A 26,665-nucleotide genomic window follows, 5' to 3' on the forward strand; every position below is an offset into this window, starting at 1 on the left:
TTTGTACTATATGGTGATTATTTTGAATTGTCGAGTGTCAAGCCCAAAAATACAATACAAACCGGGTTTTGCAAGTATATTGTAAGGACAAAATTAATGTAATGTTATGAGAAAGTAAAATAAGTACTACACTCCATCGCTTAAAAACCTTCTGCCTGCTCCTCTTTCTTCTTTTTCTGCTCAGCAGCGGGTACTTTCTTTTTCTCGGTTTTTACCAGTTTGGCTTTCTTCGCTGCCGGTCGGTAGAAATCATCGAACCGGTTGACAAACATATCCTTTTCTTCCACTCCAATAGGGATCAGGCTCATCTCTTTGGACTTTACCGCCCTGGCCTTCACCTCAATCTGATCATTGAATTCGATCTGAGAGGATATAACCCCTAATTCCTTCTGTTTGTAATCGAAGAAATACCACACATCCGGGGAAGCCTCCAGATAAAGACTGAATTCATCCCCTTCAATGCCGCGACGGATTTCTAGTACGCCTTCCATCTGGGCATTCACATTGTTTTTTCCAAAATTTGAAACGCCTATCGGGCCCTGAGAATAATAGGCAGCATGGACTGGTGACCATCGCAAATCTACATTGGATAAGAGCATCTGTACGTCGAGCATGGGGGATGCATCGTAGATAGGCTTGTATCCGGCGGCAGTCAGTTTTACATACGCATCCACACCTTTGGAGCCGATAACGGCCGCCAGTTTCCGGTTCAGATTATCCGGGTCATCATCGGCCGCGGTACTGTTTTGCTCTTCCAGGTTGGTCTCCACGATTTTAGCGGTGATGGGCTGCATAACAGGCTCCAGAGCGGGCAGTTTAAAAAGCAACATGGTATTGAAAGAGAATCGCGAACTGTCGACCTGTGCTTCCACGATGCCGCTGGATTGCAGCCATTCTGACCCAATAAGCTTTAAAGGGCCAGAAAAAGAGGCAAGACCGGTCTTGTCATCAAACTTCAAGGTGTTGGATTCGTCGATGAGGTTGTCTTTTCCAACGGGTGGAGTAACTTTAAACGACTTGGCATCTTCGTCGTAATTCATGGCGCCCTGTGCCAGATAAATGTCCTCGTCCCCATCCGATTCTTTTGGAGATAAAAATGACATGTACATACCGCGTGCCTCGTTATAATGTAAACCCACCGAGAGAGGAAGCTCGTGCTCGTTTTTCAGGTTTTTGTCTATTTTAATGGAAACCGATTCTCCTGGTGAATCATTGTAGACGATCCAGGAGCTGTTGAAGTTCTTACGGAATTTCAGTACCGGTTTTACAAATCCGTCCAGTTTGAGTGAGGGTTCATACGCAACCAGATTGATTCCGCCTTTGAACTGAATTCTTGGCGAAAGGAATAAATTTTCAGCTTCCTTAATATCCGCCCGGGCGGTGGTGTAATACTTAACCGTCGTATTATTCTTATTATCAGGCCGTCCTTTGCGGGATTCTTCCACCATCTCCTTCAGTTCGAAGTTCTGCATCTTGATATTGAAGGTGTCTTTTCGTGCCGTAATGTATTGGTAAGTAGCGGAACCCTCGAAGCGATTTCGGGAATCGATCCGGATATCGGCATCGCGCATTCTGTGTGCCACATTCAACGTGTCTATTTCAATTCGGGCCTTTTTGAGTGGGCTCATCTGGCCGTTACTGCCAATGTAGACCATGCCTTTGTCGGGAATGATCTTCACGTCGACGGTGCGTATAAAGGGAACCCCTCGCACGCTGACAGTCAGTTTTTCCACATCGTAAAGGGCATCGGTTCCATCAAACGTAAGACCTTCCTGTGCAGGCAATGTGGCTGTGTAGGTCGAGGTTTCACCAAATCCCCTCATTAGAATGGTTTTTTTGGTCATGTCCCATTTCGCGGAGGCAATGGCAGTTTTATAGGACACAGAAGGAATTTCCATGCCGGTTGAGTCGGTATCGAAGCCGGTTGAGTCGGCACGGAAATTGGCTATACCCGTTTTGAAATTGAAATCGATGTCAACATTTTTTCCAACGAGGATGTTTTTGGCGGGCTTTTGCAGGCCATTATTTATTGCAAATGAGGATTTGTCGGCCAGAAACCCATCTTTATTAAACTTAATTTCAGGGGATGTCAATTCCGAATCCGGACGTTTAAGCTTCCCATTGCCGTAAAGGCCCGTTGATCGGAGCAGCAATTCTCCTTCGAGACTGGTGGTTCCTTTGTAAAACGAGAAGGATTTCCCTTTTGTACTCAAAAACATGCTGTCGGCATTGGGATACCAGCGCATGTCATAATCTTTCAGATCTACAGCCGGGAAATAGCCTTTCCCGATTGTGGCTTCCTTAATACTGGCCAGGTCACCGGAAGCCATCAGAGAGTCCGAGGCCAGCAAAACGTTCTTTGCCGTCATGGTAGCCGAAAGGTACTTCAATACCGCTTTGGAGCGCAGGCCTCCATTGTCCATCACCAGCGTGTCAGTGAATTTGGCCATAGCCTTGCCACCATATATTTTCAGATCGGTCACCGGCGGTTTGTATTCGAAGCCCAGAGAATTGTCAGGCATACTTTTCAGGATGGTCTGGAGGGGCGGTATTATTCCATTCGAATTGAAAGTACCTTCAAAAATCACGTCACGCTGATCGAGGCCGTCCATGTCAATTTTGGGGATTTTGAAAAACACCTCCCGGGGATACAGCACAGTCCCACGCTCGGGCTGGTCGAAATAGACGATCATTCCGTCGGGTACCACGAGGCGTGGTGACTTTTTGCCTTTCTGGATCCCTGATTTATTCTGAGGGTCACTCAGGTAAAATGTACCTCCTTTTTCGTATTTCACATGCCCTCCCACTTCACCTCCTTGCCCTTTGGAATATTTTTCTTTCGGGGTGAAGGTGATGGAATCGTTGGGGCTGACATTGACAAAAAACTGCTTGTAGTCAAATTTAAGGTTGAGGCCTCTGAACTGGTAATTGGATGCCACGAGCTGCCCGTTCATGGTGAAATTGCGATTTCGTCCTATCACTACCTTTTTGTCGGAAGGAACCCCTATTATTTTCAACGAATCGGACACGACGAAACGGGAGACACCCAGCACGGTTAAAAGTGTGTCGGGCAAATAGATCGTTGCGTTTGCGGTTTCGTCGTTGGCACTGAATTGGGAGGTGATTTGAAAGTTATCGTAATCCGTTTTATCCATGTTGGCCAGGATGTACAGAAAGCCTTTTTTACTGATTGCAAATTCGTCGGATCGTTTGTCATAGATGAAATACCCATCAAGTGCAAGCCTTTCAAGTGAACGCCTCAGGATCTTGGGGTTCTGTTTGAATTTTGCGGCAAGCTCGTCGGCGAGGAAAGTTTGTCTTTTCTCGGTCTGGGTAAAACTGGCGGCCATGAGCATGGGCTGAAACCCGAATTCCTGTGCAATTCCTCGGAACCGTTCCTTTTTGAAATAGTCAAAGGATTCCAGCTTGACGGGAACCACGTGTTTCCCATCGATCCGCAGGAATTCTACCTTGTCATTTGGAAATTTCCAGCGCATAGCCTGTGACCAGATGTTCATTTTGTGGTAAGAATCCTGGTAGGGCAAGGGAGCGAAATCGGTTTTTTCGGCCCTGGCTAATTTTAGCAGCCCTTCATCATCATTGTACACCAATGCCACGCCCGGATGGTAGAGCGAATCGGTGCCAAGCGGCATTGAAAAGTAGACAAGCGGAGCTGAGATCACCGAATCTTTCAGGGCGAATTTCTTGCTGACAGCCTTGAAAGCCAGCTTGTCTTTGTAATTCACGAGTAAAGTGGAGGGCTCGTCACTGAGTGAGGAGCTGTACATGGTTGTTCCGATCAGTGCAAAACCGCCTTTGTAGGCAATATTTTTTCGGGTGTCTTTGAGCCGTGCATCGATTCCATTCGACACAAATCTGGGAAAAGCAGGGCCCTGGCCTCTGATTTTTTTAACGCCGCGATATTCGAGTGTGCCTTTTATGAGGTTGGCAAGCTGTGCCTCATGATGCAGGGTTACGTTCTCTGCGACGAGCTTTGGCTGCGAAATATTGAACGAATAAGTATCCAGATCGGCATGAATATCCGGGCTGCCAATGACCTCCCAGGTGAATTTTCCTCCTTTCCCAACAAAGATGCCATCCCGAAGGGAAACGTTACCGTTTGTGGGCCCGAACGAAACCGAATCGCCCGCAGCAACCATTCCGAAAGTTGCATCCTGCAGCTCAAGTAAGGCACCGGCCAGCACGGGTATGGGAGTGGATTTGGGTGCGATCACATAATTGCTATCAATGGGCGTGTCCCAGTTGTCATTGGCCGCAACGGTAGCGGCAGCCACTACTTCGGCACTCGAGGTATCGAACTTGAACCGGTACGACCCGCTAAGCAGATACAGGGAATTGTAATTTGCAGTATATAGCTTTTGTGTTTCAGTTACACTTCTTATCGTTTCGAGTACTTTCTGAAAGGACTTTGCATCATATTTTTCCCCTGCTTTGGCGGCGAGGGCAAGAAAACCATCAAAATCATTGGCGGGGTTTTTAGCAAAAATCTGTGCATTACGCATCAGCAGGTAAAGCACGGGCCCTGCCTTTTGTCCTTTCGAGGTCTGTGTTTTTACGATATTGATAAATTTCGATTGCTGAGGGCCGCTGACACCACTCATCCAGATGCTGTCCAGCTGGGCAGCTGCTTTGATGTATTGCGGGTTGCGGCTTCCACCCATCAATTTGCGCATCTGCACCATAAACTGGCCCGGCTCGTCAGAAACTTTCAAAGTCTGAGCGAATACCGGTTTTGCAAAAAGAAGTATGACTGAATAGAACAGACAGAGACGAAATTTTTTCATATATATTTTTAACGAATAGTACCCATGACAGGATCTTGCCCGGATACAACACGCATGGTGTTTAATTTTTCTCAAATACAACGGTTGCCCACTGGTTTCTCGTATTTGATCGTATTTTTTTAAGGCCATTTTCTTCTGCACAGCGCTCTATATCAGCCTGATCAGTCTCGTAAAAGCCGCTTGTTACCAGCCAACCGCCTTTTTCCAGATGTGCCACATATTTTGGAATTTCTGCCAGTAAAATATTCCGGTTGATATTGGCAAGAATTCCACCAAATTGCCTAGCGAAGGGTACTTCATTAATCGTTCCCAAAAACACTTCTGCTGTTTCCGGCAGGTTGTTCATCGCAAAATTTTCGCGCGTATTCTCAACGGCCCACTCGTCAATGTCAAAACCCAATAAACTGGTCGCTCCTAATTTGGACGCGAGAATGGCGAGTATTCCGGTTCCACAGCCCACATCCATAATCGAAAGACGCTCATGTGGGAGATGAAGCTGCTCGTTCATCACCAGCCATGTGGTTTCATGGTGGCCCGTGCCGAAGGACATTTTTGGTTGGATCAGTAAATCGTATTGGAAGTGTGGGTCGGGTTCATGGAATACGGCACGTACCCGTACCCGATCTCCAACCTCGATGGGTTCGTAACTTTTCTCCCATTCTTCGTTCCAGTTCTTTCGTTCCAGCGATTTCCAGGAGGCGCTTATTTCGGCAGTATCCTTGTATTTTGTTATGAGTACGTTCAAAACGTTTTCGTCAAAAAGCTCCTCCTGTATATAGGCCTGGAGACCTTCATCGGTTTCAACAAATGATTCAAAACCGATTTCTGCCAGCTCGGCAGTAAATATTTCTGTAAAGTCGGGATGCAACTGAAGTTCTAATTCTACGTAGTTCATGCGTATTTTGTAAGAATGATAATGGGAAGTGAAGGTGTTGAAAATTTTCAGGAATGCAATGGATGGGTGCAGAATGTTGAAGTCTACGACGGGATCTGCATGGCACCGAAGCCGGAAAAAGATGCGTTGGTATCAGAATTTTTAGCATCAAAAAGCCGGTAAACCTTTTGGAGATTTACCGGCTTTTACTTTTAGAACGGTCTTGATTAGGGCTTTTTCCGCTTCGCAGCCAGATCGTGCGCTGTGTCGTAGTAAGATCTCAGATTCATCCAATCGAAGACATCGGAAATATTCTCGACCCGGTTACGCTGCATAATACGGTCACGACGCTGCATCTTTACAAATTTGAAAAGAATGTCGGCCATCTCGTCGGCTGCCTGACTGTAAGTCTGAGATTTGCGGTTGATTACGTAAATACCCCTGTTTTCATAGTCACGCATGATCTGCATGATGTAGTCACCAAATCCTGAAAGGTCGCTGGTAACCGTAGGTACACCCCGAACCACGCATTCCAGAGGTGTGTAACCCCATGGCTCATAATAACTTGGGAAAACACCCAGGTGACACCCGCGAACAAATTGCCCGTAATCCAGCCCGAAAAGCGGGTTGGTTGACGATATAAAGTCAGGATGATACACGATTTTGACACGATCGCGTTCGTTATTCACCAAATTGGCTTTTTTACAAAAATCGGTGATCCCATCTTCCTCCTTCAGATCGTGTGTAACAAATGCCGGTAATTTGTCCGTTTTCCAGGTCTGAATGGTACGCCTCAAACGCAAACGCCAGTATTCATCCACAAAGCTGTTCAGATCAGGCATTTTGTGATCAACGCCAGACGCCGTTGCAAGGAATAATTTCTCTCCAACCTCCTTCTCAATGGCTGTACAGGTTTCCTTCAACTCATTTAAAACAGCCTTCGACTGGAGCACATCGGCATTTATCGAGTGAAAGGGTTGCTTGGTGACGATAAACATCACCACTGTGGTGTCCAGGTTGGCCTGAACCATCTTCCAGTTAAGCCTTGCCAGTGCTTCCAGTGTCAAGTCATAGCCTTTGTTACTGTATTCATATCGGCCGGATGTGAAAAAGTAAAGCGTTTTGTCCAGATCAAATGAATAGCTGGGAAAGAAGTGACCCAGGACGAAATCGTGGATTCGCTCTTTATATTTCAAGTGCAGATTTTGAAATTCGTGGCTTGCCTGAAAACGGACGACATTCAGTCCATTCGGGGTAACCAGATCGGGCATTCTGCCGAGAAAAACTTCACACTCTTTGGCGGTGACATCACTAACCGTCGTGAGCACGTGCGCGCTTTGCGCTGCCTGGCGCTCAATAGTCGCCTGGGCAACAATATTGAAATTTTTGGCTTCCTGCTCCCAGTCAAAGAAGGGGAGTTTGCTGTAAAATCCGGAGACATTTTGCGCCAAATACCGACCCAGCATCGTGGCATGGGTGGTGAATGTCGTGGCTATTTTGATGCTCTCGCGTTTCAATTCAGGAAGCCCGCTGCTTGCCATCCACTCATGGAACTGCGCAGATATTTCTTCCCGTTTGGCATTGTCTTCGGCATATTCTTTCAGGAAGATTCGAACCATTTCACCGAAACAAAGTGTCTGGTTTACAAGAGGTTCTACATCAATTGTGGAGATGCGGTTTTTCTCCCAAAGGTTAAATTTAATAATGTCCAGATCTTTGGCAATGCTTTCCAGATCGAATAGCACTAGCCGGGGTTTGCCCGTTACCAGCCAGTAACCATAATGGACTACATAGCCCATTTCCCGCATTTTTTTTACCGTGCGGCCGGCGGGAGAATCGTCTAGATCCGTAATGATTTCAAATTCGGCAGAGGCTTTTTGGGCAAAGTAGGGTCCAAGTAAAAAATAGTTGTCTTCCCATTTCTCAACCATGGCTGGTACTTTGGTGCGTATGACCGTGTAAATTCCTCCGACTTGATTACAAACTTCCCATGCTACTTCAAACAGGACGTTTTTTTTAGTTGTTTTGACGAATGGTTCCAATATGGGATAATGATTTAAGCGTTGTTGGGATAATTGTAAAGGGGGAATTGATTGCGGTTAGTCACAAAAAATCCTTGTAATTACACAATAAATATCCAGAAAAATAATTCACAATTACAATAGAACCCGGATGTTTATTTGTTTGAATACAATTTAAAAAACTTCTCGGCTAACTTTGTGCCAAAATACGTTACTTTGATTGAATTAATTTTTTGCAAAAGTTATTTAGTGAAAAAAATTAGAAATGTTACATTTTCGTTGCTTCTGACACTTTTTTTTCTGGAAGGATGTAATGCACAAAATGCTGATAGTGAAAGTATAGGGCCTCCAAAACGGGAGTTCAGGGCTGTTTGGATCGCAACGGTTGATAATATTGACTGGCCAAGCAGTAAGCTCATGGAGCCTTCCGAGCAGCGGGAAGAATTCTCCGCCTTGCTGGATTTCCATAAAAAAGTGGGTATGAATGCGGTTTTTGTTCAGGTGCGGGCAGCGGGCGATGCATTTTACGCCAAGAGTTCCGAGCCATGGTCCGAATGGCTCACGGGCCGGCAGGGGCAGGTTCCCAGTCCTATGTGGGATCCGCTGGATTTTATGATCGCAGAATCCCACAAACGCGGGCTTGAATTTCATGCCTGGCTCAATATGAACAGGCTTGTTCATAAATCGGCCACGAGTGTTTCCTCTCAAAATATCAGCAAAACCCATCCGGAATGGATTTTGAGCTACGATGGTTACAAGCTTTTTGATTTTGGTATACCCGAAGTACGGCAGTTTATCACGGATATGACTGTCAACGTGGCCAAAAATTATGACGTAGACGGTATACACTTCGACGATTATTTTTATCCATACGCTGTTGCCGGGCAGACCATCCAGGACGAGGCCAGTTATCGTAAGTACGGGCAGGGTTTTAAGAATAAAGCGGACTGGCGAAGAAACAACATCAATTTGCTGGTCAAGCAGATTCACGAGGCGCTTGCCGTTGTGAAGCCCCGTCTCAAATTTGGCATTAGTCCATGTGCCGTCTGGCGAAACAAGGGAACCGATCCGGAAGGTTCGAAAACCTATGGAGCGCTGGGTTCTTATGATGACCTCTTTGCCGATAGTCGCAAGTGGGTCCAGGAAGGCTGGATTGACTATATAGCGCCTCAGGTATACTTTTCGTCTGGTTTTGGTAAAGTGCCTTATAAAAACATGGTTGATTGGTGGGTGGAAAATTCATACGGCCGCCATGTGTATGTAGGTGTGGGCGCATACCGGGTGGGTTACAAGGAAAAGGATACAAACTGGGCTAATCCCAAAGAGGTGCCTAATCAGATACGCTATTTAAGGAATGACGAAGCGGAGGGAGCTATATTTTTTAGCTCCAGATCCTTAAGAAACAACAGTCTGGGGTTTGTGGATTCGCTTCGAAAGGATCTATTTCGCTTTCCGGCGCTTGTCCCAAGCATGCCATGGAAAGACAAGATACCCCCTTTACCTCCAAGAAATCTGAAAGGCACTTTGGTAACAAATGGATTGGAATTATTTTGGGATCAGCCGGACGTTGCGCCGGATGGAGAACGGGCCTCGTATTATGTTATTTACCGGTTTGCGCCTGATGAAAAGCCATCTGCACACGATCCACGTAAAATTGTTGGTCTGAGTTATGGCAGTGAGAAGTTCGTGGATAGCACGGTAGTCTCCGGTGAGCGGTATGTGTATTATGTCACGGCTGTGGACCGGCTCCATAATGAAGGCAGGCCTATCGGACCTTTGAAAGTAGAATTAACAGAAGAGGGGATTCAGCGTTTCTGATGAAACAGCGGGGTGCGGCAAGGCCATTTCGTATTACATACACACGGCCCCAATGGACGGGTCCATGTCTTCGATAGTCGATAACAAGTAAAATGAGCAATTCTATTCAATATACCTACAAGCCGGAATATCTGGCTGTATCGGTACCAACCAAATACAACGCCGACAATCTTCGTACCGAGGAAATGGTGTTGAATATGGGCCCACAACATCCGTCTACACACGGGGTATTGAGGCTTGAGGTGGTAACCGACGGCGAGGTGGTGGTAGACGTGGTGCCTCATGTGGGCTATCTGCATCGTTGTTTTGAAAAGCATGCCGAGTCTCTTCCCTTTAATCAGATCATTCCTTATGTGGACCGGATGGATTATGTAGCGGCGATGAACTCTGAGCATGCCTACGTAATGGGGGTTGAACGCATGCTGGGCATTGAGCATGACATTCCCAAGCGGGTGGAATACATTCGGGTGGTTGTGGCGGAATTGAATCGGCTTGCATCACACTTTGTTGCGCTCGGGACTTACGCTATGGATATTGGCGCATATACGCCATTTTTATGGATGATGCGTGATCGGGAGCAGATTCTCCGGCTTCTGGAATGGACCTGCGGCGCCCGGATGCTTTATAATTATGTTTGGATCGGAGGGCTATTCTACGACCTTCCGGTGGGATTTGAAGAGCGTTGCCTGGAATTTGTTACCTATCTAAAACCAAAGTTGGATGAGTTGCAGCAACTGTTGATTGACAACAAAATATTTGTGCAGCGCACCGCCAATGTGGGTGTATTGCCGCTGGCTGTTGCTATTAATTACGGCTGTACCGGGCCTATGTTGAGAGGTTCAGGTTTACGGTACGATCTGCGCAAAGTGGACGGGTATTCCGTTTATCCGGAACTGGATTTTGAAGTTCCGATGGGCGAGGGTAAAATGGGAACTGTAGGAGATTGCTGGGACCGTACCTGGGTACGCGCTGTGGAATGTCGGGAATCTGTTAAACTGATAGAGCAATGTCTGATTCAGTTGAACGGTGACTATAAACGCACCCGCGATTTTGACCCACAGGCGATGGTACCTAAGAAGATTCGTCCGAAAGCAATGGATTTTTATGTCCGGGCAGAGAATCCAAAGGGAGAGCTGGGTTTCTTTTTCCGGACGGATGGTCGCTCAGATGTTCCCGTTCGCTGTAAAGCCAGGGCTTGCTCATTCAACAACTTGTCGGTCATCGGTGAGATGTCCAAAGGTGCTTTGCTGGCAGACCTGGTGGCGATTATTGGCTCCATCGATGTGGTGATGGGGGAAGTGGATAGGTAGGAATTAAGAATTTTAAAATGAAAAAAGAGCTGTTTTGCAGCTCTTTTTCATTTTTAGCAATTATTTTTTAACCTATGCTTCTTGCGCTACACCTACTAGATCGTGTTTTGCTAGGAATTCGGCAATTTGAACGGTGTTTGTTGCAGCTCCTTTGCGAAGATTGTCTGCCACGATCCACAGATTCAGCGTTTTGGGTTGAGACTCGTCGCGACGGATACGACCCACAAAAGTTTCATCCTTTCCGTGTGCGGTCAATGGCATAGGGTAAAGGTAGTTTTTAGGATCGTCCTGAACGATCACACCTTCTGCATCACTCAAAATCTGACGAACCTCATCGAGATCAAATTCATTCTCGAACTCAATGTTAACCGCCTCCGAGTGTCCTCCGATCGTTGGAATACGCACAGTAGTCGCAGTTACCGCAATGCTGTCGTCACCCATGATCTTTTTGGTCTCATTGGTCATCTTCATTTCTTCCTTGGTGTAGCCATTGTCCAAAAACACGTCAATATGTGGCAACACGTTCAGGTCGATCTGATGTGGATATACTTTTGCATTGCTGTGATCGCCTGATCTTTCAGCAAACAGTTGATCCACAGCAGCTTTTCCCGTTCCGGTTACGGATTGGTACGTAGAGACCACCACACGTTTGATTTTATATTTTTGATGCAAGGGATTCAACACCACCACCATCTGAATGGTAGAGCAGTTTGGGTTTGCAATGATCTTATCTTCTTTCGTCAATTCCTTGGCGTTGATTTCAGGCACCACCAGCTTTTTGCTGGGATCCATCCGCCATGCCGACGAATTGTCTATTACCGTAATGCCAGCTGCCGCAAATCTCGGAGCAAGTTCAAGTGAAGTGCCACCACCTGCCGAAAATATCGCAATCTCAGGTTTAGCCGCAATCGCATCTTCAAATCCGATCACCTTAATCTGTTTACCCTTGAATGTAACTTCCTTACCAACAGACCTTTCAGAGGCTACGGCCAACAATTCCGTAACCGGGAAATTACGCTCTTCGAGCACTTTAAGGATTTCGCCGCCTACCAGACCGGTGGCGCCTACTACTGCGATTTTCATTCTTGCATTAATGGTTAAATAAATGATTAAAACAATTCTCGACACTTCCAGATAATACAGAAACAACTGCAAATCAGAAAAGTGCCGCAAATTTACGAGGAAATTCGGAATGAATGTTGTTTTTGATGGAATTTGGACAATTAGGGTTTTGTATTGAAGAGTGACTTTTTATGACGACGTAAGTCATGAGTACCGCTCAAACAGATATTAACCAAATGAACAAACCAATATATCCCTTCACTATTCTAGATAACGGAGAGCGATTTGAATTTGAAAGTGTAAGCGAATATAAAAGAATTCGCAAGATTATCGAATTCAGGCAACTAGACATCCCAAATTTGTATAATGTCGCTTTGGTAGATGTTTTGCAAGATGGTTCATATGACGATATGAGAATTAGTGATAATAATGACATGGAGACCATTATGGCAACCGTTATGAAGATTATTCAATTATTTCTGACGTCTCATATAAAGGCAAAAGTGATGATTATGGGAAGTACGGCATCAAGAACAAGACTTTACAGGATCATCATTAACAAGTACCTTTCGGATTTCGAACTAAATTATGAAATTCATGGTATAGTTGATTGGAAGAATGAGGTTTTCCGCCGCAATAAAAATTATGATGCATTTCTTATTTTTCTTAGGGTAAACAACTGACAATATGAAAAATGTTGCTCCAAAACCGAAGCAGTATATTAAAACATTGAAAAAGGGATCTTACGACTCCTTGGACAAGGCTTTGAACGAAAAGCATAAAAATGCGACTGATTTCATTAAGAAGGTAACGTTGAAATTTTGAGATTCGGATAGTCTTCAGCCGTACGCAGATACTTTACCACGCCCAAACCGTCCTTGGCGTAACACAATAGTTCATCGTGATATCGTACGCGTCGACATCCGCTATGCGCTCAACAGGATTGAAAAAGGAAAGACCAATCTTGATAACATCCTTCCTGCATTGTGATAAAAACCGATCATAAAAACCACCCCCGTATCCCACCCTGTAGCCAAGCTTGTCGAAAGCGAGGAGTGGCACTATAACCACATCCATAGCATCCGGTTGGATCATAACGGCATGAAGCGGGTCAGGTTCCGGGATCCCCCATCTGTTTTCTTTCAAAACCGTTTGAGTGGTAAACTCGTAATGCTGCATCTGCCGAGTTCCTGGAACCACATAGGGCACAGCCACGATGACATCCTGAAACGATACCTGGCAAGCCGAGACTACTTTCCAGGTATCGACTTCATTTTTATTCGCATGTGGCAGAAAGGAATGAATAACCTTAAACCTCGTATTTCCAAGTAGATCCATGAGGGTAGCGATAATCAGATTGCTTTTCTGATCCAGTTCTGCCGAAGGCAGGGAAAGCCTTTGAGTTAAAAAATCATCTCGTAACGAGGCTTTTGTCACTGCTTAATAAATGGATTGTGAATGGATTTCGCTAACGGTTTATTTTGTGGTCTTGTACCAGTTCCCAATATCAAAAATTAATCCAATGCTGCCAATTCCGCTGTCGTCATTAATGTTGTTTTTTGTCACTTTATAGGAGTATCCATACTGAACCTGCAATTTCACAAAGCGATAGCCGCCTCTGACTGTGAGCGTAGGCTCAATAAATGCATGCGCTTTCTGATCCAAAATATCGAAGAAATTATCCGCACGCTCCTGACTGTTGTATCCCACAATTTCAGGTTTGGTGTATTTGAGTACTGACAGCCTTGGGCTAAGTGCAACCTCAAAGTATTGGTTTACCCAGCCCACGGACGGTTGAACAAAGTATTTGACCGCATCTGTATCCAGGGTTTTGGTATTATTGTCTTCCCTGATGCGAACATTGTACAACCCGGCCCCGCCATAGGCTTCGTAAGTGATCCGCTTGTCGGTATGGGCAAAATAGCCAATTCCAATCTCTGCACCTTTGCCGTTATTTTTAAAGGTTTTGTCATCGCTGGTATAGTTATTCAGAAAGCCGTTTGCCATGATGCCAATGTGATCCGTTACGGCTGTGGCGACCTGCAAATTGTTATTCGCAATCAAAGCTTTGAATTCTCCCTTTCCCTGTAAAAGGGGCACGTTGACCGCGTTTGGGGCATAAACAGTTCGGCAGGAAGCAAAAATGATGGTTCCCGCTAAGAGGAGCCCTACAGATTGAAGTGTGGATTTCATGATCAGGATATTTTAGGTGAAAAATTCCATTGGTCAGTTGATCATAGCGTATAAAACATAAGGATTCAAAACGCGTGCCAAAGTATCGATTACTTCCGAAAGTTAATTGTAAACTGTGATGCCGGGATACGTAGGATGAAATGAATAAAATGCACACAGCCAATTTACAATTCATTCATAACGTCTTCTACGTAAGTCAGCCGAGGATAAATGAAAGTTCATTACCATGTTTTTCGCCTTTTTACGCTATTGTTCGTACTTTCACGGCTGATTTTAAAATCTTTAACTATAGTATAGCATAAGACATGAGCAAAATTAAAGTTGCAAACCCCGTTGTTGAGCTGGATGGCGACGAGATGACCCGTATTATCTGGAAGTTTATCAAAGAAAAACTGATTTTACCATATCTTGATGTAGATATCAAATACTACGATTTGGGTGTGGAATACCGTGATGAAACCAATGATCAGGTGACGATTGATGCGGCAAATGCAATCAAGGAATATGGTGTTGGTATCAAATGCGCCACCATCACTCCAGATGAAGACCGCGTTAAAGAATTCAATCTGAAACAAATGTGGAAGTCGCCAAACGGAACGATCCGTAACATTCTGGATGGTACCGTTTTCCGTGAGCCTATCGTGATGAGCAATGTTCCCCGTTTGGTTACAAACTGGACAGCACCTATCATCGTGGGACGTCATGCATTCGGAGATCAATATAAGGCGACAGATTTCGTTGTACCAGGAAAAGGTAAACTGACCATCAAATTTGAAGGTGAGGACGGAAAAGTGATCGAGCATGAAGTGTATGAATATAAAGGACCCGGTGTGGCTATGGCGATGTACAACATCGACGAGTCGATCCGTGGATTTGCCCGTGCTTGTTTCAATGTAGCTTTGGGTAAAGGATGGCCATTATATCTTTCTACAAAAAATACGATTCTCAAAAAATACGACGGTCGTTTCAAGGATATATTCCAGGAAGTGTACGATACGGAATATGCAGGAAAAGTACATTACGAGCACCGTCTGATCGACGATATGGTTGCATCTGCTCTGAAATGGGAAGGTAACTTTGTATGGGCTTGTAAAAACTATGATGGTGATGTTCAGTCGGATACCGTTGCTCAAGGTTTCGGTTCGCTTGGTTTGATGACATCTGTATTGGTTACGCCTGATGGCAAAACCATGGAAGCAGAAGCGGCACACGGAACCGTGACGCGTCACTATCGTGAGCACCAGAAAGGACGTCCAACGTCTACAAACCCTATCGCTTCCATCTTTGCGTGGACACGTGGATTGGAATTCCGTGGCAAACTGGACGGCAACCAGCCTTTGATCGATTTCTGCCTTACACTTGAAAAAGTGTGTATCGAAACGGTTGAAAGCGGTAAAATGACGAAGGATCTGGCAGTTTGTATCCATGGCAACAAAGTAAACCACGGAGAGCACTACCTGTATACAGAGGAATTTTTGGAAGCAATTAACGAAAATCTGCAGGCTGCTTTGGCCTAACGATAATCAAGCAAAAAGAGCGCTGGTTTCCATGGAGATCAGCGCTCTTTTTGTTTACCTATTCCTGTTCTACTATTCCATCCAGGCGTAGGATTTGGTCACCGCTTTTTGCCAACCTTTATATAATTCGGTACGACGGGCCTCTTCCATGCTCGGGTTCCAGGTGTGCGCAACGGCCCAGTTTTGCTTAAGCTCGTCCGTATTTTTCCAGTATCCCACTGCCAAGCCGGCAGCGTATGCAGCACCGAGCGCGGTGGTTTCAGCCACGGCCGGGCAAACGACCTGCGTATTCAGCATATCGGCCTGGAACTGCATCAGTAGCTGGTTCAGCACCATTCCACCATCTACCCGTAACGAAGACAATTGAATGCCCGAATCCTGCTCCATCGCATTGACGACGTCAAGTGTCTGATAGGCGGTGGCCTCCAGTACGGCACGGGCTATGTGGCCTTTGTTGACGTACCGTGTCAGTCCGGCTATGACACCACGGGCATCGTTACGCCAGTAGGGTGCATATAAACCTGAAAACGCAGGAACAAAATAAGCGCCTCCGTTATCTTCCACCGTTTTCGCCAGTTTTTCTATATCACTGCTCTTTTGGATCAGTCCCATATTGTCGCGGACCCATTGAACGAGTGCTCCCGTCACCGCCACACTCCCTTCCAGGGCATATTGAACCGGTTGATCGCCAAACTGATAGGCAATCGTTGTAAGCAGTCCATTTTCCGACATTTTAATTTCGTTTCCGGTATTCATGACCAGAAAGCACCCCGTGCCGTACGTGTTTTTGGCCATACCGGGCTCGAAACAGGTTTGTCCAACCAATGCCGCGTGCTGGTCGCCGAGGTCACCCGCTACGGGCACACCGGGAAGTACTTCGTTGCTAACGGTCCCGTACACCTCACTGCTGCTTTTGATCTTTGGTAGCATATTGGCGGGAATGTTATAGGCCGTCAACATGCCTTTGTCCCAGTCAAGGGTCCGCAAATTCATGAGTTGTGTGCGGCTGGCATTGGTCACGTCGGTCACGTGGATGCCGCCGTGGGCTCCTCCTGTGAGGTTCCAGATCAGAAAAGTATCGATGTTGCCAAACAGCGCGTCGCCTTTTTCAGCATCTGCGCGCAGTCCGTCCACATTTTCGAGCAGCCATTGCAGCTTTAAGCCGCTGAAATAAGTTGATACAGGCAGACCCGTCACATCCCGGAACTGATTGAGCCCACCTTCTTTTTCGTAGCGCGCCACGAGTTCGGTGGTGCGTGTATCCTGCCACACCAGTGCATTGTAGTACGGTTTGCCGGTTCTTTTGTTCCAGACGACCGTCGTTTCCCTTTGATTGGTGATCCCTATCGCAGCGATATCCGCAGAAGTGGCCGAGACATTGATACGGGCTATGGCGATTACTTCCAGTGTATTTTTCCATATCTCTTCGGGATTGTGCTCAACCCAGCCCGGATGCGGGTAGATCTGCTCATGCTCCTTCTGCCCTACGGACACGATTTGTCCCTGATGATTAAATAAAATGCAACGTGTGCTCGTGGTTCCCTGGTCAATAGCTGCGACGTATTTGGACATGGTGGTATTTTGTTTGGCTTTATTTGCAATAAAGGAAGGATTGCCGGGAATTTAATGGTTTGAGGAGAAAATGGTGGAAATAGGGGGAGGAAGGGGAGAGAAGGAGGATTGAGAGAGCCAATGTTGACGCTCCTTAATGGAATGGGGAGCGACCTGAAACCTACTCAACCCGAGGCTGTATTTTTTGGAGGATCCGCGAGGAGAGATGCGCTTTTAACGGTATCTTCGAAAAAAATAGCTGAGACTACCATTGCATTTCCCCAAATCCCTGACCCACCCGCTCCTCAAAAAATCAGCCATCCTCTCCGGCTGTACAATACTCCTTTTCCTGATCCTGGACGTGGCTTTTCCCTTTAAGCCGCAAATACAGTACTCCACCCAGATCATCGCGGCAGACGGCACTACGTTACATGCTTTTTTGAGCAAAGACGATAAATGGCGCATGTACGCGCAGGCTTCTGAAATTACGCCGCTACTACGTAAAACATTGATTTACAAAGAAGACCGTTATTTCTATTTTCATCCGGGTATCAATCCGTTTGCAATGTTGCGGGCGGCTATTAATAATATTTTCACAGGCAGAAGAACCTCCGGCGCATCTACGATCACGATGCAGGTGGTAAGGCTGCTTGAACCTGAACGAAGGACGTACCTGAATAAATTGAAGGAATCCTTACGCGCCGTGCAGCTCGAACTGCATTATTCGAAGGAGGAGATTTTACAGTTTTACCTGAATCTGGTTCCGTATGGCGGTAATATTGAGGGTATCAGGGCGGCTTCATTGTTGTATTTTGGTAAAGCACCGCAACTGCTGAGCCTTGCTGAAATCACCGCACTGACCATCATCCCGAACCGCCCTTCGAGCTTGCGACCCGGTACCCGAAACGATGCGTTGAAGCTGGCGCGTAACGAATGGTTGAAACGCTTTGAAAATGATCATTTATTTGAAAAGACCCTCACAGAAGATGCCAAAGAGGAACCCCTGCACGTGCGTCGTCTGGCTGCGCCGGCCCTGGCACCTCATTTCGCGTTACGTCTGAAGAAGGATTTTCCCGGGCAGCCGGTGATCCAAACAAACCTGAAGGCCCAACTGCAGCATCAGATTGAGACTCAGGTTAAAAATAGCGTCAACCGTCTTCAGGCGATGAACATCCATAACGCTGCCGTTCTGGTGGTCAATAATGAAACCATGGCGGTGGAGGCATACGTTGGTTCTGCTGATTTCAAAAATCCTTTTGATGGCGGGCAGGTGGATGGGATTAGGGCCGTACGTTCACCAGGCAGTACACTGAAACCTTTGCTGTATGCGACGGCCTTTGACAAGGGATTCATTACACCAAAAAGTGTGCTGAACGATGTTCCTTCCAACTTTGGCGGATACGAGCCGGAGAATTTTGACCAGCATTTCAACGGCGCGGTCACCACAGAATTTGCCCTCGCCAATTCGCTGAATATACCGGCGGTAAAGGTTTTGAAAGAGATCAGTACGCCCGTTTTGATCGACAAACTCAAAAAGTCGGGTTTTAAAACGATCGACAGACAGTCGAAAGACCTGGGATTATCGATGATTCTTGGTGGCTGCGGCGTCACTTTGGAAGAGCTGACGCGGTTGTTTGCGGCTTTTGCAAATGAAGGAGAACTCCGCCCCTTGTCTTACCAGAAAGCAGGCGAAAAACCCGGGAAGGGCCATGCGATTATTTCAAAAGAAGCATCCTACCTGATCACCAATATCCTTACGCAAATTACCCGTCCCGACCTGCCGACCAATTTTGACAATACCTTTCATTTGCCCAAAATTGCCTGGAAGACCGGCACTTCGTATGGGAAGAGGGATGCCTGGAGCATCGGATACAACAGGCGATATACAGTTGGTGTGTGGGTTGGGAATTTCTCAGGGGAAGGTGTACCGGAACTGAGCGGTGCCAATATTGCTACACCGCTGTTATTTTCCATATTTAATGCACTGGATTACAACTCGCCCAAGGGCTGGTATAAAATCCCTGAAAACATTTCCATGCGAAAGGTCTGTGCTGCCAGCGGAGATATTCCATCGGATTTCTGCGACCATCAGATCACCGATGATTACATTATGGGTGTATCGGCATACCGGAAATGTCAGCACATGCGGTGGGTTTTTACGGATATGCCGGGGAAAATTTCCTATTGCACGTATTGCCTGCCCGAAGACGGCTATGAAAAACGCGCTTATCCCAACCTTGCGCCCGAGCTGATTTCCTACTATGAATTGCAAAAATTGCCTTACCAGAAACTTCCGCCGCACAATCCGGCGTGCTCGCGTGTATTCCACGAAGGTGCACCCTTGATTGTGAGCCCAAATGAGGGAAGCGAATATTACATCAGGAAAGACGAACCCCAACAAATACAACTGGCCTGCCAAACAGCCAGTGATGTGCAGGAGGTTTTCTGGTACGTCAATGATAAGTTGTCTAAAAAAGCATTACCGCATGAAGGTATTTTTATCAGTCCGCCATTGGGCAGGGTGAAAATCTCATGTAGTGACGATAAGGGAAGAAATTCGAATATCTGGATTACGGTGAAGCGGATGTGAATACCGAATTTCACGCAAAGATCACGAAGTTAAAAAAGCAAAGAACGCCAAGCCATTCTTTGCGAACTTTGCCCCTTTACTTTTCAACTTTGCGTGAAACTTTTTGCTAAACCCCCTGCTGCGCTTCTTGAAATAACACCTGCATCAAAGTCTGACCCACCGCTTTCAGCGTCTTTGGATCGATGTTCTCCATGGTGTCCTGTGTGGTGTGCCAGGCGTCAAAAAAGGTTTGGCTCAGGTTATTAGGCTGGGTATGTATAATATCGATCATGGGGATTTTGGCAACTTCGTTGACCGGTACATGATCGTCGGTAATGGCGTTGCCTCTGTCATTGATAAAAAAATTGCTGTACCCAAGCTGGGCAGCTATGCCCCAGACATTATTTACTACACTTTCGGCCATTTGCACAGAGTACCCTTCTTTTTGGAAAACAGCTCCCTTGGCCCCCACCATATCCAATAGTATTCCGAAATACGCGGTATAGTTGGGCGTATGTTTATTCGCCGCCCAATACTGGGAACCCAGGCAATAACCGCTGTATTTGTCAGTAGCGTCATCACTTCCCCAATCTTCGGCATCAAAAAGAATAATGTCCACACCGATGTCAGGCCTTTGGGTTTGTGCAGACAGCACCCGGGCCATTTCCAATAAGACCCCTACCCCACTCGCTCCGTCGTTGGCAGCCGGGACAGGCTTTGTTTTGTGCACAGAATCCTGATCGGCAAACGGGCGTGAATCCCAGTGTGCAGCAAGCAGGATGCGTTTGGAAGCGGTAGGATTAAAACTTCCGATGATATTGCGCGCGTTCAGTTTTTTACCATCATAAGTGGTTGCCACAAATGCCTGTTCTGTAACCTGTAATCCGTATTTTTTGAGCTTGTCGATCAAATAATCACCGCAGAGCTTGTGCGCCGGCGAGTTGGGCACTCTTGGGCCGAAGTCTACCTGCCTTTGTACAAAGGCGTATGCCGAATCGGGATTGAAAACCGGACTTGCGACGAGCTTAACTTGCTGTTCTGTGGTCTCTTCCGAACTGGTTTTGGTCTTACAGCCCTGCAATGCGCAGCAGACTGCGATTACAACGAATAATTGTCTGGCAAAAAAACTTCTTAAAAATAACATTCCGCTAACTTTTCTGATCTACCTCTATTTTTCCAATGATTACCTGAAATGTTACTCCTCGTAGGCCCATTCAATTTTTACTTTTGTATCGCGGATCACCAGTCCCTGTTGCTTGAAATAGGAACGTATCTGGTCCACTTTTTCGTAATTCTGAGCGGTTTTATATTCACGATACAAATTTAGCATGCCGTCAAGCACTTCATGACCTTCGGCGGGCTCCTCTTTTAACCCCAGCACATCTTCATAAAAAACCACGAAACGATCCTTCAGTCTGGTGAACAATGCTTCCCCCAATGCAGCCGGTTTCAGCTGTCCCATGTTGAGCATATTGATGTATTTCAACAGGCTGAACAGGTTGGCAAAGGCTACGGAGGTATTAAGATCATCATTCATTGCAGCATAAAAGCCTTCAATCGATTTCTCTATGTCCGCTTTTTTAGCTTCGTCGGGTTCAATTCCTTCCTCATGCACATAGGTAAGTAATTTGGAAACGCGCAGTCCGTTGGCTAACCTTTTATAACCTTTGTGCGCAGCCTTCAATGCGTCATTACTGAAATCAAGTGTGCTTCTGTACTGGCTCTGAAGCATAAAAAACCGCACGGTCATAGGGCTGTAAGCCTGATCAAGCAGTTCGTGATTGCCCGAAAACAGCTCAGCAGGCAGGAATGAATTACCCAGTGATTTTGACATTTTCTGTCCATTCACCGTCAGCATATTGGTATGCATCCAATACCTTACAGGGGTTACGTCCGTCAGAGCCGTGCCCTGCGCAATCTCGCATTCGTGGTGCGGGAATTTCAGGTCCATTCCGCCGCCATGTATATCAAATTGTTTGCCCAGATATTTGGCACTCATGCAGGTACATTCGAGATGCCATCCCGGAAAGCCCCGGCTCCATGGAGAATTCCATTGCATAATATGTTCGGGACTGGCTTTTTTCCAAAGGGCAAAATCAAGTGGATTTCGCTTTTCGGCTTGTCCGTCCAGTTCACGTGTCTCGTTGAGAAGGTCTTCCAATACCCTGCCCGATAGCTTGCCGTACTCATTTCCGGCTGCATTGTACTTGGTAATGTCAAAATAAACCGATCCGTTTGATTCATACGCCATTCCTTTGTCGATCAGGGACTGCACGGCTTCAATCTGTTCGATCAAATGCCCTGTTGCTGTGGGTTCGATGCTTGGCGGCAGAAGATTGAACATGGCCGAAACATCATGAAAATCATTGGTATAAAGCTGTACGATTTCCATCGGCTCCACCTTTTGAAGCTTCGCCATTTTGCCAATTTTGTCCTCTCCTTCTTCGCCATCGCCCACCAGATGGCCCACATCCGTAATGTTGCGCACATAGCGTACCTTGTATCCGATGTGGGTCAGATAACGGAAAAGAATATCAAATGAAAGGAATGTTCTGACATTGCCAAGGTGCACGTTGTTGTAAACGGTGGGTCCACAAACGTACATGCCTACATAAGGAGCGGCTATGGGGACGAATAAATCCTTTTTACGGGTGAGTGTATTGTATACTTTAAGCGGCTGGTAAGTTGTTTCGGCCATGAATGTTTTTACTTGAATATCAATTTTTGGGTTCGTATTTTTAAACTAAGGTTTAATTGCTGTATTGTTCAATTATTGATCATTTGATGTCTATGTATCTAATTATCAATATTGTAACAATGGAGCCACGTTGTGGACCGCAAATCAACCATTTACCTTGTAACCCGGACAACAACTTTTCATTTTTGATTTCGGTTTAATCTGTTTTCAACCCAGGTAATGATTTTTTCAGCTTCCGAAATTCCCATTTTAGCAATTTCAACGCTTCGGGATCCATCTATTCCCATACTAGTCTGGAGAATTTGCTGAGCGGTCACGAAATGTGACGTTATTTTTTTATCAATTTTATATAATTCGTCCTGATAATGATACTCTCTCTTATCTCCGGTTAACAGCGCGTCAATAGCCTTTAAGAGGCTACTGTAAACTGCGACTCCTGCTTTTTTTACGTAAGTCCTGTTCTGAACCAGTCCGTCTTTCTCCTTCGCTTGATCCGCTAGCATCGCTTTTGCGATATTAACGTTTCGCCTTGCTTCAATAATTGCTTCCATTTTAGTTGGCGATGAATGTTGACGATGAACCATACCCGGGGTATGGTGCTGCAAAAATAGCAAATAACCAATGATTGATTGCCAAGAGCTTAGGATATTCATTTCCCGTAAATGTACCATTCCATGGTTTTGATTATCTTCGCAGCGCTTTTGTTACAAAACACCATTGAAACTTACTTAAAATCAATACAATACTTATTTATGAGTTTATTAACCGTAGGATCTGTTGCATTTGATGCGCTCGAAACGCCGTTTGGCAAAACAGATAAAATCATCGGAGGTGCGGCAACCTATATCACACTTGCGGCTTCGTATTTCGTAAAGGAGAACAATCTGGTGGCTGTTGTAGGCGGCGATTTTCCTCAAAGCATGATCGACGTTCTGGAAGAACATGGTGTGAATACAGAAGGGCTTGAGATCGTTCCGGACGGTAAAACATTTTTCTGGTCGGGCAGATACCACGAGGACATGAACACACGGGATACGTTGATTACGGAACTGAATGTGATGGAGCATTTTGATCCGATCATACCTGATTCTTATCAAACTACGAAATATGTCATGCTAGGCAATACTGTTCCTGCGACCCAGAAGCTGGTGATCGAGCGCATGAACAACCGCCCCAAGCTGATCATGCTCGATACCATGAATCTGTGGATGAACATAGCGCTGGATGACTTAAAGGCTGTTTTGGCACTGGTGGATGTACTGACGATCAACGATGAAGAAGCACGTCAGCTTTCGGGGGAATACTCGCTACGCAAGGCAGCCATTAAGATTATGGGAATGGGTCCTAAAACACTCATTATCAAAAAGGGCGAGCACGGCGCACTTTTATTCCAGGATGAACACATCTTTTTTGCCCCGGCATTGCCGTTGGAAGAAGTTTTCGACCCAACCGGAGCGGGTGATAGTTTTGCAGGTGGCTTTATCGGTTATCTGGCGAAGACAGACGATATCTCGTTCGAGAATATGAAACGTGCGATCATTTATGGCTCCGCCATGGCCTCATTTTGTGTGGAGAAATTTGGTTCGGAACGTCTGGTCAATCTCACACAGGAAGAGATTGCAGCGCGTGTACAGCAGTTTGTACAACTTGCAAGTTTTGATATTGCTTAAACCCAGATTACGCATTAGATCATGGGCTGCAATATTATTTTGCTGCATAGGTATTTCAGTTCTTGTTTGACAGGCCCCGGCCTGCCTTCACTGCGAACTTCATTCCTATTTTGCAAAATAATATTTCGTCATCATTCCTATTGCGTAATCTGGGTTAAAAGTGATGTTGAAGCCGGCACGGGTGTTCCAGGAATGGTTATCCGTGCTTTATTTGTTGCGTACTTTTCTATTGCCCTTGCTAAAATAGCCTCACTGTTCCTAAATAAAGTATCCTGATTATTTAATGCCTTCTCATAACTTCAAACAAATGCAAACTTTATCAATGAAGAACCGGATCTGGATCAATGTTCTGATTTTCATCCTATTTGCCGCAACCAGCCGGGCTCAGCCTGTTGCTTTGCCGGAGTCCAAAAATAAGCTGCTGGTTATCGCACATCGGGGCAACCACGTGAAGGTTCCCGAAAACACGCTGGCATCTTTTAAAGAAGCGATCAAAGCGGGAGCGGATTACGTGGAGGTGGATTTACGTACCAGCAAAGACGGAAGGCTGGTGGTCATGCATGATGCAACGGTAGACCGTACCACCAATGGGAAAGGCAAAGTGTCGGATTTGACTTTTGAAGAAATAAAAAAACTTGAGGTTTTTAATCAAAACAAAAAAACCCACCGGGTACCTGAATTTGGCGAGGTGCTGAAGCTTTGCAAAGGGAAGATCAACATTTACCTTGATTTCAAGGAGGCTGATGTTGCTGAAACATTGAAGCAGATCAAAGAGGCAGGTATGGAGAAGCAGGTGGTGGTGTTTATCAATAAAATACCACAATATAAAAAGTGGCGGGAGCTGGCGCCTGACATGCCCTTGATGACCAGTTTGTTTGATGAGATAAAAAATGCGGATCAGCTGCGGATTTTTCTCGGGCAGGTGAAGATAGAGGTTCTGGATAACGTGCAGGACCGCGAAATGGTGAAAGCTGCTGCCGAGAATGGCGTAGGTGTATGGCTGGATGTCCAGGATCCGGCAGAAGGGCCTACTTCCTGGAAAGATGCGCTGGACAAGGGTATTCAGGGCATCCAGACAGATAAACCTGCCGAATTGATAGCGTATCTTAAAGCAAATGGCTGGCGTAGTGGAGTTCCGGATAAGACTATACCGGCGGATCCGACGACGATTAAAAAGCCCACTTATATTGTCTTGAAAGATGTTAAATATGGCTCGGCGCCAAATGGGGAAAATACACTTGATGCATTTGTCCCAAGGACTCACAATGACTCCACTAAATTGGTTGTGTACATCCACGGAGGCTCCTGGTCGGCAGGGAACAAATCGGAATTCCCTAAGCAACTGGTGGATGAACTTGTAGGGAAGCTGGGATATGCGGTGGTGTCCATCAATTACCGGCTGGTGAAGGATGGGAACAACAGATTCCCGGCGCAAATCGAGGATGTAGAGAAAGCGCTTCAGTATTTGTCGAAGAATGCAAAGAAGTTTCAATACGATGGCAATTCGTTTGCGCTGATGGGTGGCAGTGCGGGCGGGCACCTGGCGATGCTTTATGCCTATGGACACGATCCGAAAAAACAGGTAAAAACGGTGGTGAACTTATGGGGCCCCACGGACCTGACCGATAAGATGGTACGTGCCGATGGCAGTGACGCCGATAACACGGTGATCAGGTTTTTGGGTGAAAAAGATCCGAACGCACAGATTGCCAAAGATGCCAGTCCTTCTTATTTCCTGACCAAGGAAACCGGTGTTCCCACGATCCTGTTTCATGGAGGTGAAGATCCGCTGGTACATGTGAGCCAGGCTGAGAATCTGTATAAAAAGCTACAATCGCTGGGGATCACCTCACAATTTGAGCTCTATCCCAAAGAAAAACACGGGATGTCGGCTGCCGCTTCTGTAGATGTGTTTGCTAAGATGATCGAGTGGCTCAAGAAGTATTATCCGGCAAAGTAATATGTTTTTTAACCCGAAGAGCGTTTGTTTTTGAAACCACAAAAATAAACGCTCTCTGTATGAAACCCCATTATACTCTTTTGCTAGTCGCATTTGGGTTGCTTTGCTGTGATTCATCCCAGCGGCAAGCTCCGGAGTTGAAGGCCCCGGGCGTTTTGAAGGAAGGGTACTTTACTTGGGACATGGTGAATGCTGATATTAATCAATCCGTGTTGGTTGATCATATGACAGTGGATGAGGTTAAAGTTCTCATGCAGAAAATGCACAAAGCAGATCAGCAGTATAGGGACAGTCTACATCATGGGAACAAGGAAAACCAGAAGCACTATTTCCGTAAAATGTCAAGGAATGACGACGCCAATCTTCTTCTTCTTCATCAGATTGTCAAAAAATATGGTTGGCCCGGAATTCGGAATTTTGGACAGGCTGCCGCTGAAACTGCCTGGCTGGTAGTTTGGCATCACCGGGACAACAAGGATGTTTTGGGGGAATATTTACCTTTTATCGGGGAGGCGGTCACCAAATCCGAGATTCCTAAGTGGCATTACACCTCCATTGCTGATCAGCTCGCTCTTTTACGGAGCATAAAATAGGATGGGCGCGTCCGGCAAAACACA

The 26,665-nt window shown here is 46.0% G+C and carries 18 protein-coding genes; 8 read left to right on the plus strand and 10 right to left on the minus strand.

The features are described 5' to 3' along the window. Positions 1-140: 140 nt before the first annotated feature. The 3 genes from DYADSP32_RS18780 to DYADSP32_RS18790 form a co-directional block, all read right to left on the minus strand. Entirely contained in the window at positions 141-4,805 is a 4,665-nt protein-coding gene (locus tag DYADSP32_RS18780) for a hypothetical protein (RefSeq protein WP_149241314.1), read from the minus strand. Between the two features lie 61 nt (positions 4,806-4,866). Beyond that, positions 4,867-5,700 (minus strand): 50S ribosomal protein L11 methyltransferase, encoded by an 834-nt coding sequence (gene prmA / locus DYADSP32_RS18785; protein WP_149241313.1) that lies wholly within the window; start codon positions 5,698-5,700, stop codon positions 4,867-4,869. A gap of 206 nt (positions 5,701-5,906) precedes the next feature. Continuing rightward, positions 5,907-7,721, minus strand: coding sequence for a glycogen synthase (locus tag DYADSP32_RS18790; protein ID WP_149241312.1), 1,815 nt, complete (start codon positions 7,719-7,721; stop codon positions 5,907-5,909). Positions 7,722-7,949: 228 nt separating this feature from the next. On the opposite strand from DYADSP32_RS18790, the gene DYADSP32_RS18795 reads away from it, so the two are divergent. After that, positions 7,950-9,518, plus strand: coding sequence for a family 10 glycosylhydrolase (locus tag DYADSP32_RS18795; protein ID WP_149241311.1), 1,569 nt, complete (start codon positions 7,950-7,952; stop codon positions 9,516-9,518). Positions 9,519-9,610: 92 nt separating this feature from the next. Then, positions 9,611-10,828, plus strand: a complete 1,218-nt coding sequence (locus DYADSP32_RS18800) for an NADH-quinone oxidoreductase subunit D (RefSeq protein WP_149241310.1) — start codon at positions 9,611-9,613, stop codon at positions 10,826-10,828. Between the two features lie 72 nt (positions 10,829-10,900). Here DYADSP32_RS18800 and DYADSP32_RS18805 read toward each other — a convergent pair whose 3' ends face one another. After that, on the minus strand, positions 10,901-11,911 hold the full coding sequence (locus DYADSP32_RS18805) for an aspartate-semialdehyde dehydrogenase (protein ID WP_149241309.1): 1,011 nt from the start codon (positions 11,909-11,911) through the stop codon (positions 10,901-10,903). 215 nt (positions 11,912-12,126) lie between these two features. On the opposite strand from DYADSP32_RS18805, the gene DYADSP32_RS18810 reads away from it, so the two are divergent. Further along, positions 12,127-12,573, plus strand: a complete 447-nt coding sequence (locus DYADSP32_RS18810) for a DUF6934 family protein (protein ID WP_414617895.1) — start codon at positions 12,127-12,129, stop codon at positions 12,571-12,573. 175 nt (positions 12,574-12,748) lie between these two features. On the opposite strand, the gene DYADSP32_RS18815 is transcribed toward DYADSP32_RS18810, so the two are convergent. Both DYADSP32_RS18815 and DYADSP32_RS18820 read right to left on the minus strand, forming a co-directional pair. Continuing rightward, positions 12,749-13,327 (minus strand): 5-formyltetrahydrofolate cyclo-ligase, encoded by a 579-nt coding sequence (locus DYADSP32_RS18815; protein ID WP_149241307.1) that lies wholly within the window; start codon positions 13,325-13,327, stop codon positions 12,749-12,751. Between the two features lie 39 nt (positions 13,328-13,366). Further along, positions 13,367-14,083 (minus strand): hypothetical protein, encoded by a 717-nt coding sequence (locus DYADSP32_RS18820; RefSeq protein WP_149241306.1) that lies wholly within the window; start codon positions 14,081-14,083, stop codon positions 13,367-13,369. A 305-nt stretch (positions 14,084-14,388) separates the two neighbouring features. Here DYADSP32_RS18820 and DYADSP32_RS18825 point away from each other — a divergent pair, with 305 nt between their 5' ends. Then, on the plus strand, positions 14,389-15,600 hold the full coding sequence (locus tag DYADSP32_RS18825; protein WP_149241305.1) for an NADP-dependent isocitrate dehydrogenase: 1,212 nt from the start codon (positions 14,389-14,391) through the stop codon (positions 15,598-15,600). Positions 15,601-15,672: 72 nt separating this feature from the next. On the opposite strand, the gene glpK is transcribed toward DYADSP32_RS18825, so the two are convergent. After that, on the minus strand, positions 15,673-17,172 hold the full coding sequence (glpK, locus tag DYADSP32_RS18830) for a glycerol kinase GlpK (protein WP_149241304.1): 1,500 nt from the start codon (positions 17,170-17,172) through the stop codon (positions 15,673-15,675). 298 nt (positions 17,173-17,470) lie between these two features. Here glpK and pbpC point away from each other — a divergent pair, with 298 nt between their 5' ends. After that, positions 17,471-19,741 (plus strand): penicillin-binding protein 1C, encoded by a 2,271-nt coding sequence (gene pbpC / locus DYADSP32_RS18835; RefSeq protein WP_414618175.1) that lies wholly within the window; start codon positions 17,471-17,473, stop codon positions 19,739-19,741. A 106-nt stretch (positions 19,742-19,847) separates the two neighbouring features. Here the strand turns inward: pbpC and DYADSP32_RS18840 are convergent, their stop codons facing one another. The 3 genes from DYADSP32_RS18840 to DYADSP32_RS18850 all read right to left on the minus strand — a co-directional run bounded on the left by DYADSP32_RS18840 (position 19,848) and on the right by DYADSP32_RS18850 (position 22,969). Further along, positions 19,848-20,864, minus strand: coding sequence for a M28 family peptidase (locus DYADSP32_RS18840; protein WP_149241302.1), 1,017 nt, complete (start codon positions 20,862-20,864; stop codon positions 19,848-19,850). Positions 20,865-20,915: 51 nt separating this feature from the next. Continuing rightward, on the minus strand, positions 20,916-22,418 hold the full coding sequence (cysS, locus tag DYADSP32_RS18845; protein ID WP_149241301.1) for a cysteine--tRNA ligase: 1,503 nt from the start codon (positions 22,416-22,418) through the stop codon (positions 20,916-20,918). Positions 22,419-22,597: 179 nt separating this feature from the next. Next, positions 22,598-22,969, minus strand: coding sequence for a DUF5618 family protein (locus DYADSP32_RS18850; protein WP_149241300.1), 372 nt, complete (start codon positions 22,967-22,969; stop codon positions 22,598-22,600). Between the two features lie 201 nt (positions 22,970-23,170). Between DYADSP32_RS18850 and DYADSP32_RS18855 the strand changes: the two genes are divergently transcribed. The 3 genes from DYADSP32_RS18855 to DYADSP32_RS18865 all read left to right on the plus strand — a co-directional run bounded on the left by DYADSP32_RS18855 (position 23,171) and on the right by DYADSP32_RS18865 (position 26,641). Continuing rightward, the gene (locus DYADSP32_RS18855; protein ID WP_149241299.1) at positions 23,171-24,088 is read left to right on the plus strand and encodes a PfkB family carbohydrate kinase; all 918 of its coding nucleotides are present in this window, start codon (positions 23,171-23,173) and stop codon (positions 24,086-24,088) included. Positions 24,089-24,395: 307 nt separating this feature from the next. Further along, positions 24,396-26,048: a glycerophosphodiester phosphodiesterase family protein gene (locus DYADSP32_RS18860; RefSeq protein ID WP_149241298.1), complete on the plus strand. Its 1,653-nt coding sequence runs from the start codon at positions 24,396-24,398 to the stop codon at positions 26,046-26,048. Positions 26,049-26,107: 59 nt separating this feature from the next. Beyond that, entirely contained in the window at positions 26,108-26,641 is a 534-nt protein-coding gene (locus tag DYADSP32_RS18865; RefSeq protein WP_149241297.1) for a hypothetical protein, read from the plus strand. Positions 26,642-26,665 lie beyond the last annotated feature (24 nt).

It is taken from the genome of Dyadobacter sp. 32 (assembly GCF_902506755.1).
In the GTDB taxonomy this organism is placed as follows: domain Bacteria; phylum Bacteroidota; class Bacteroidia; order Cytophagales; family Spirosomataceae; genus Dyadobacter.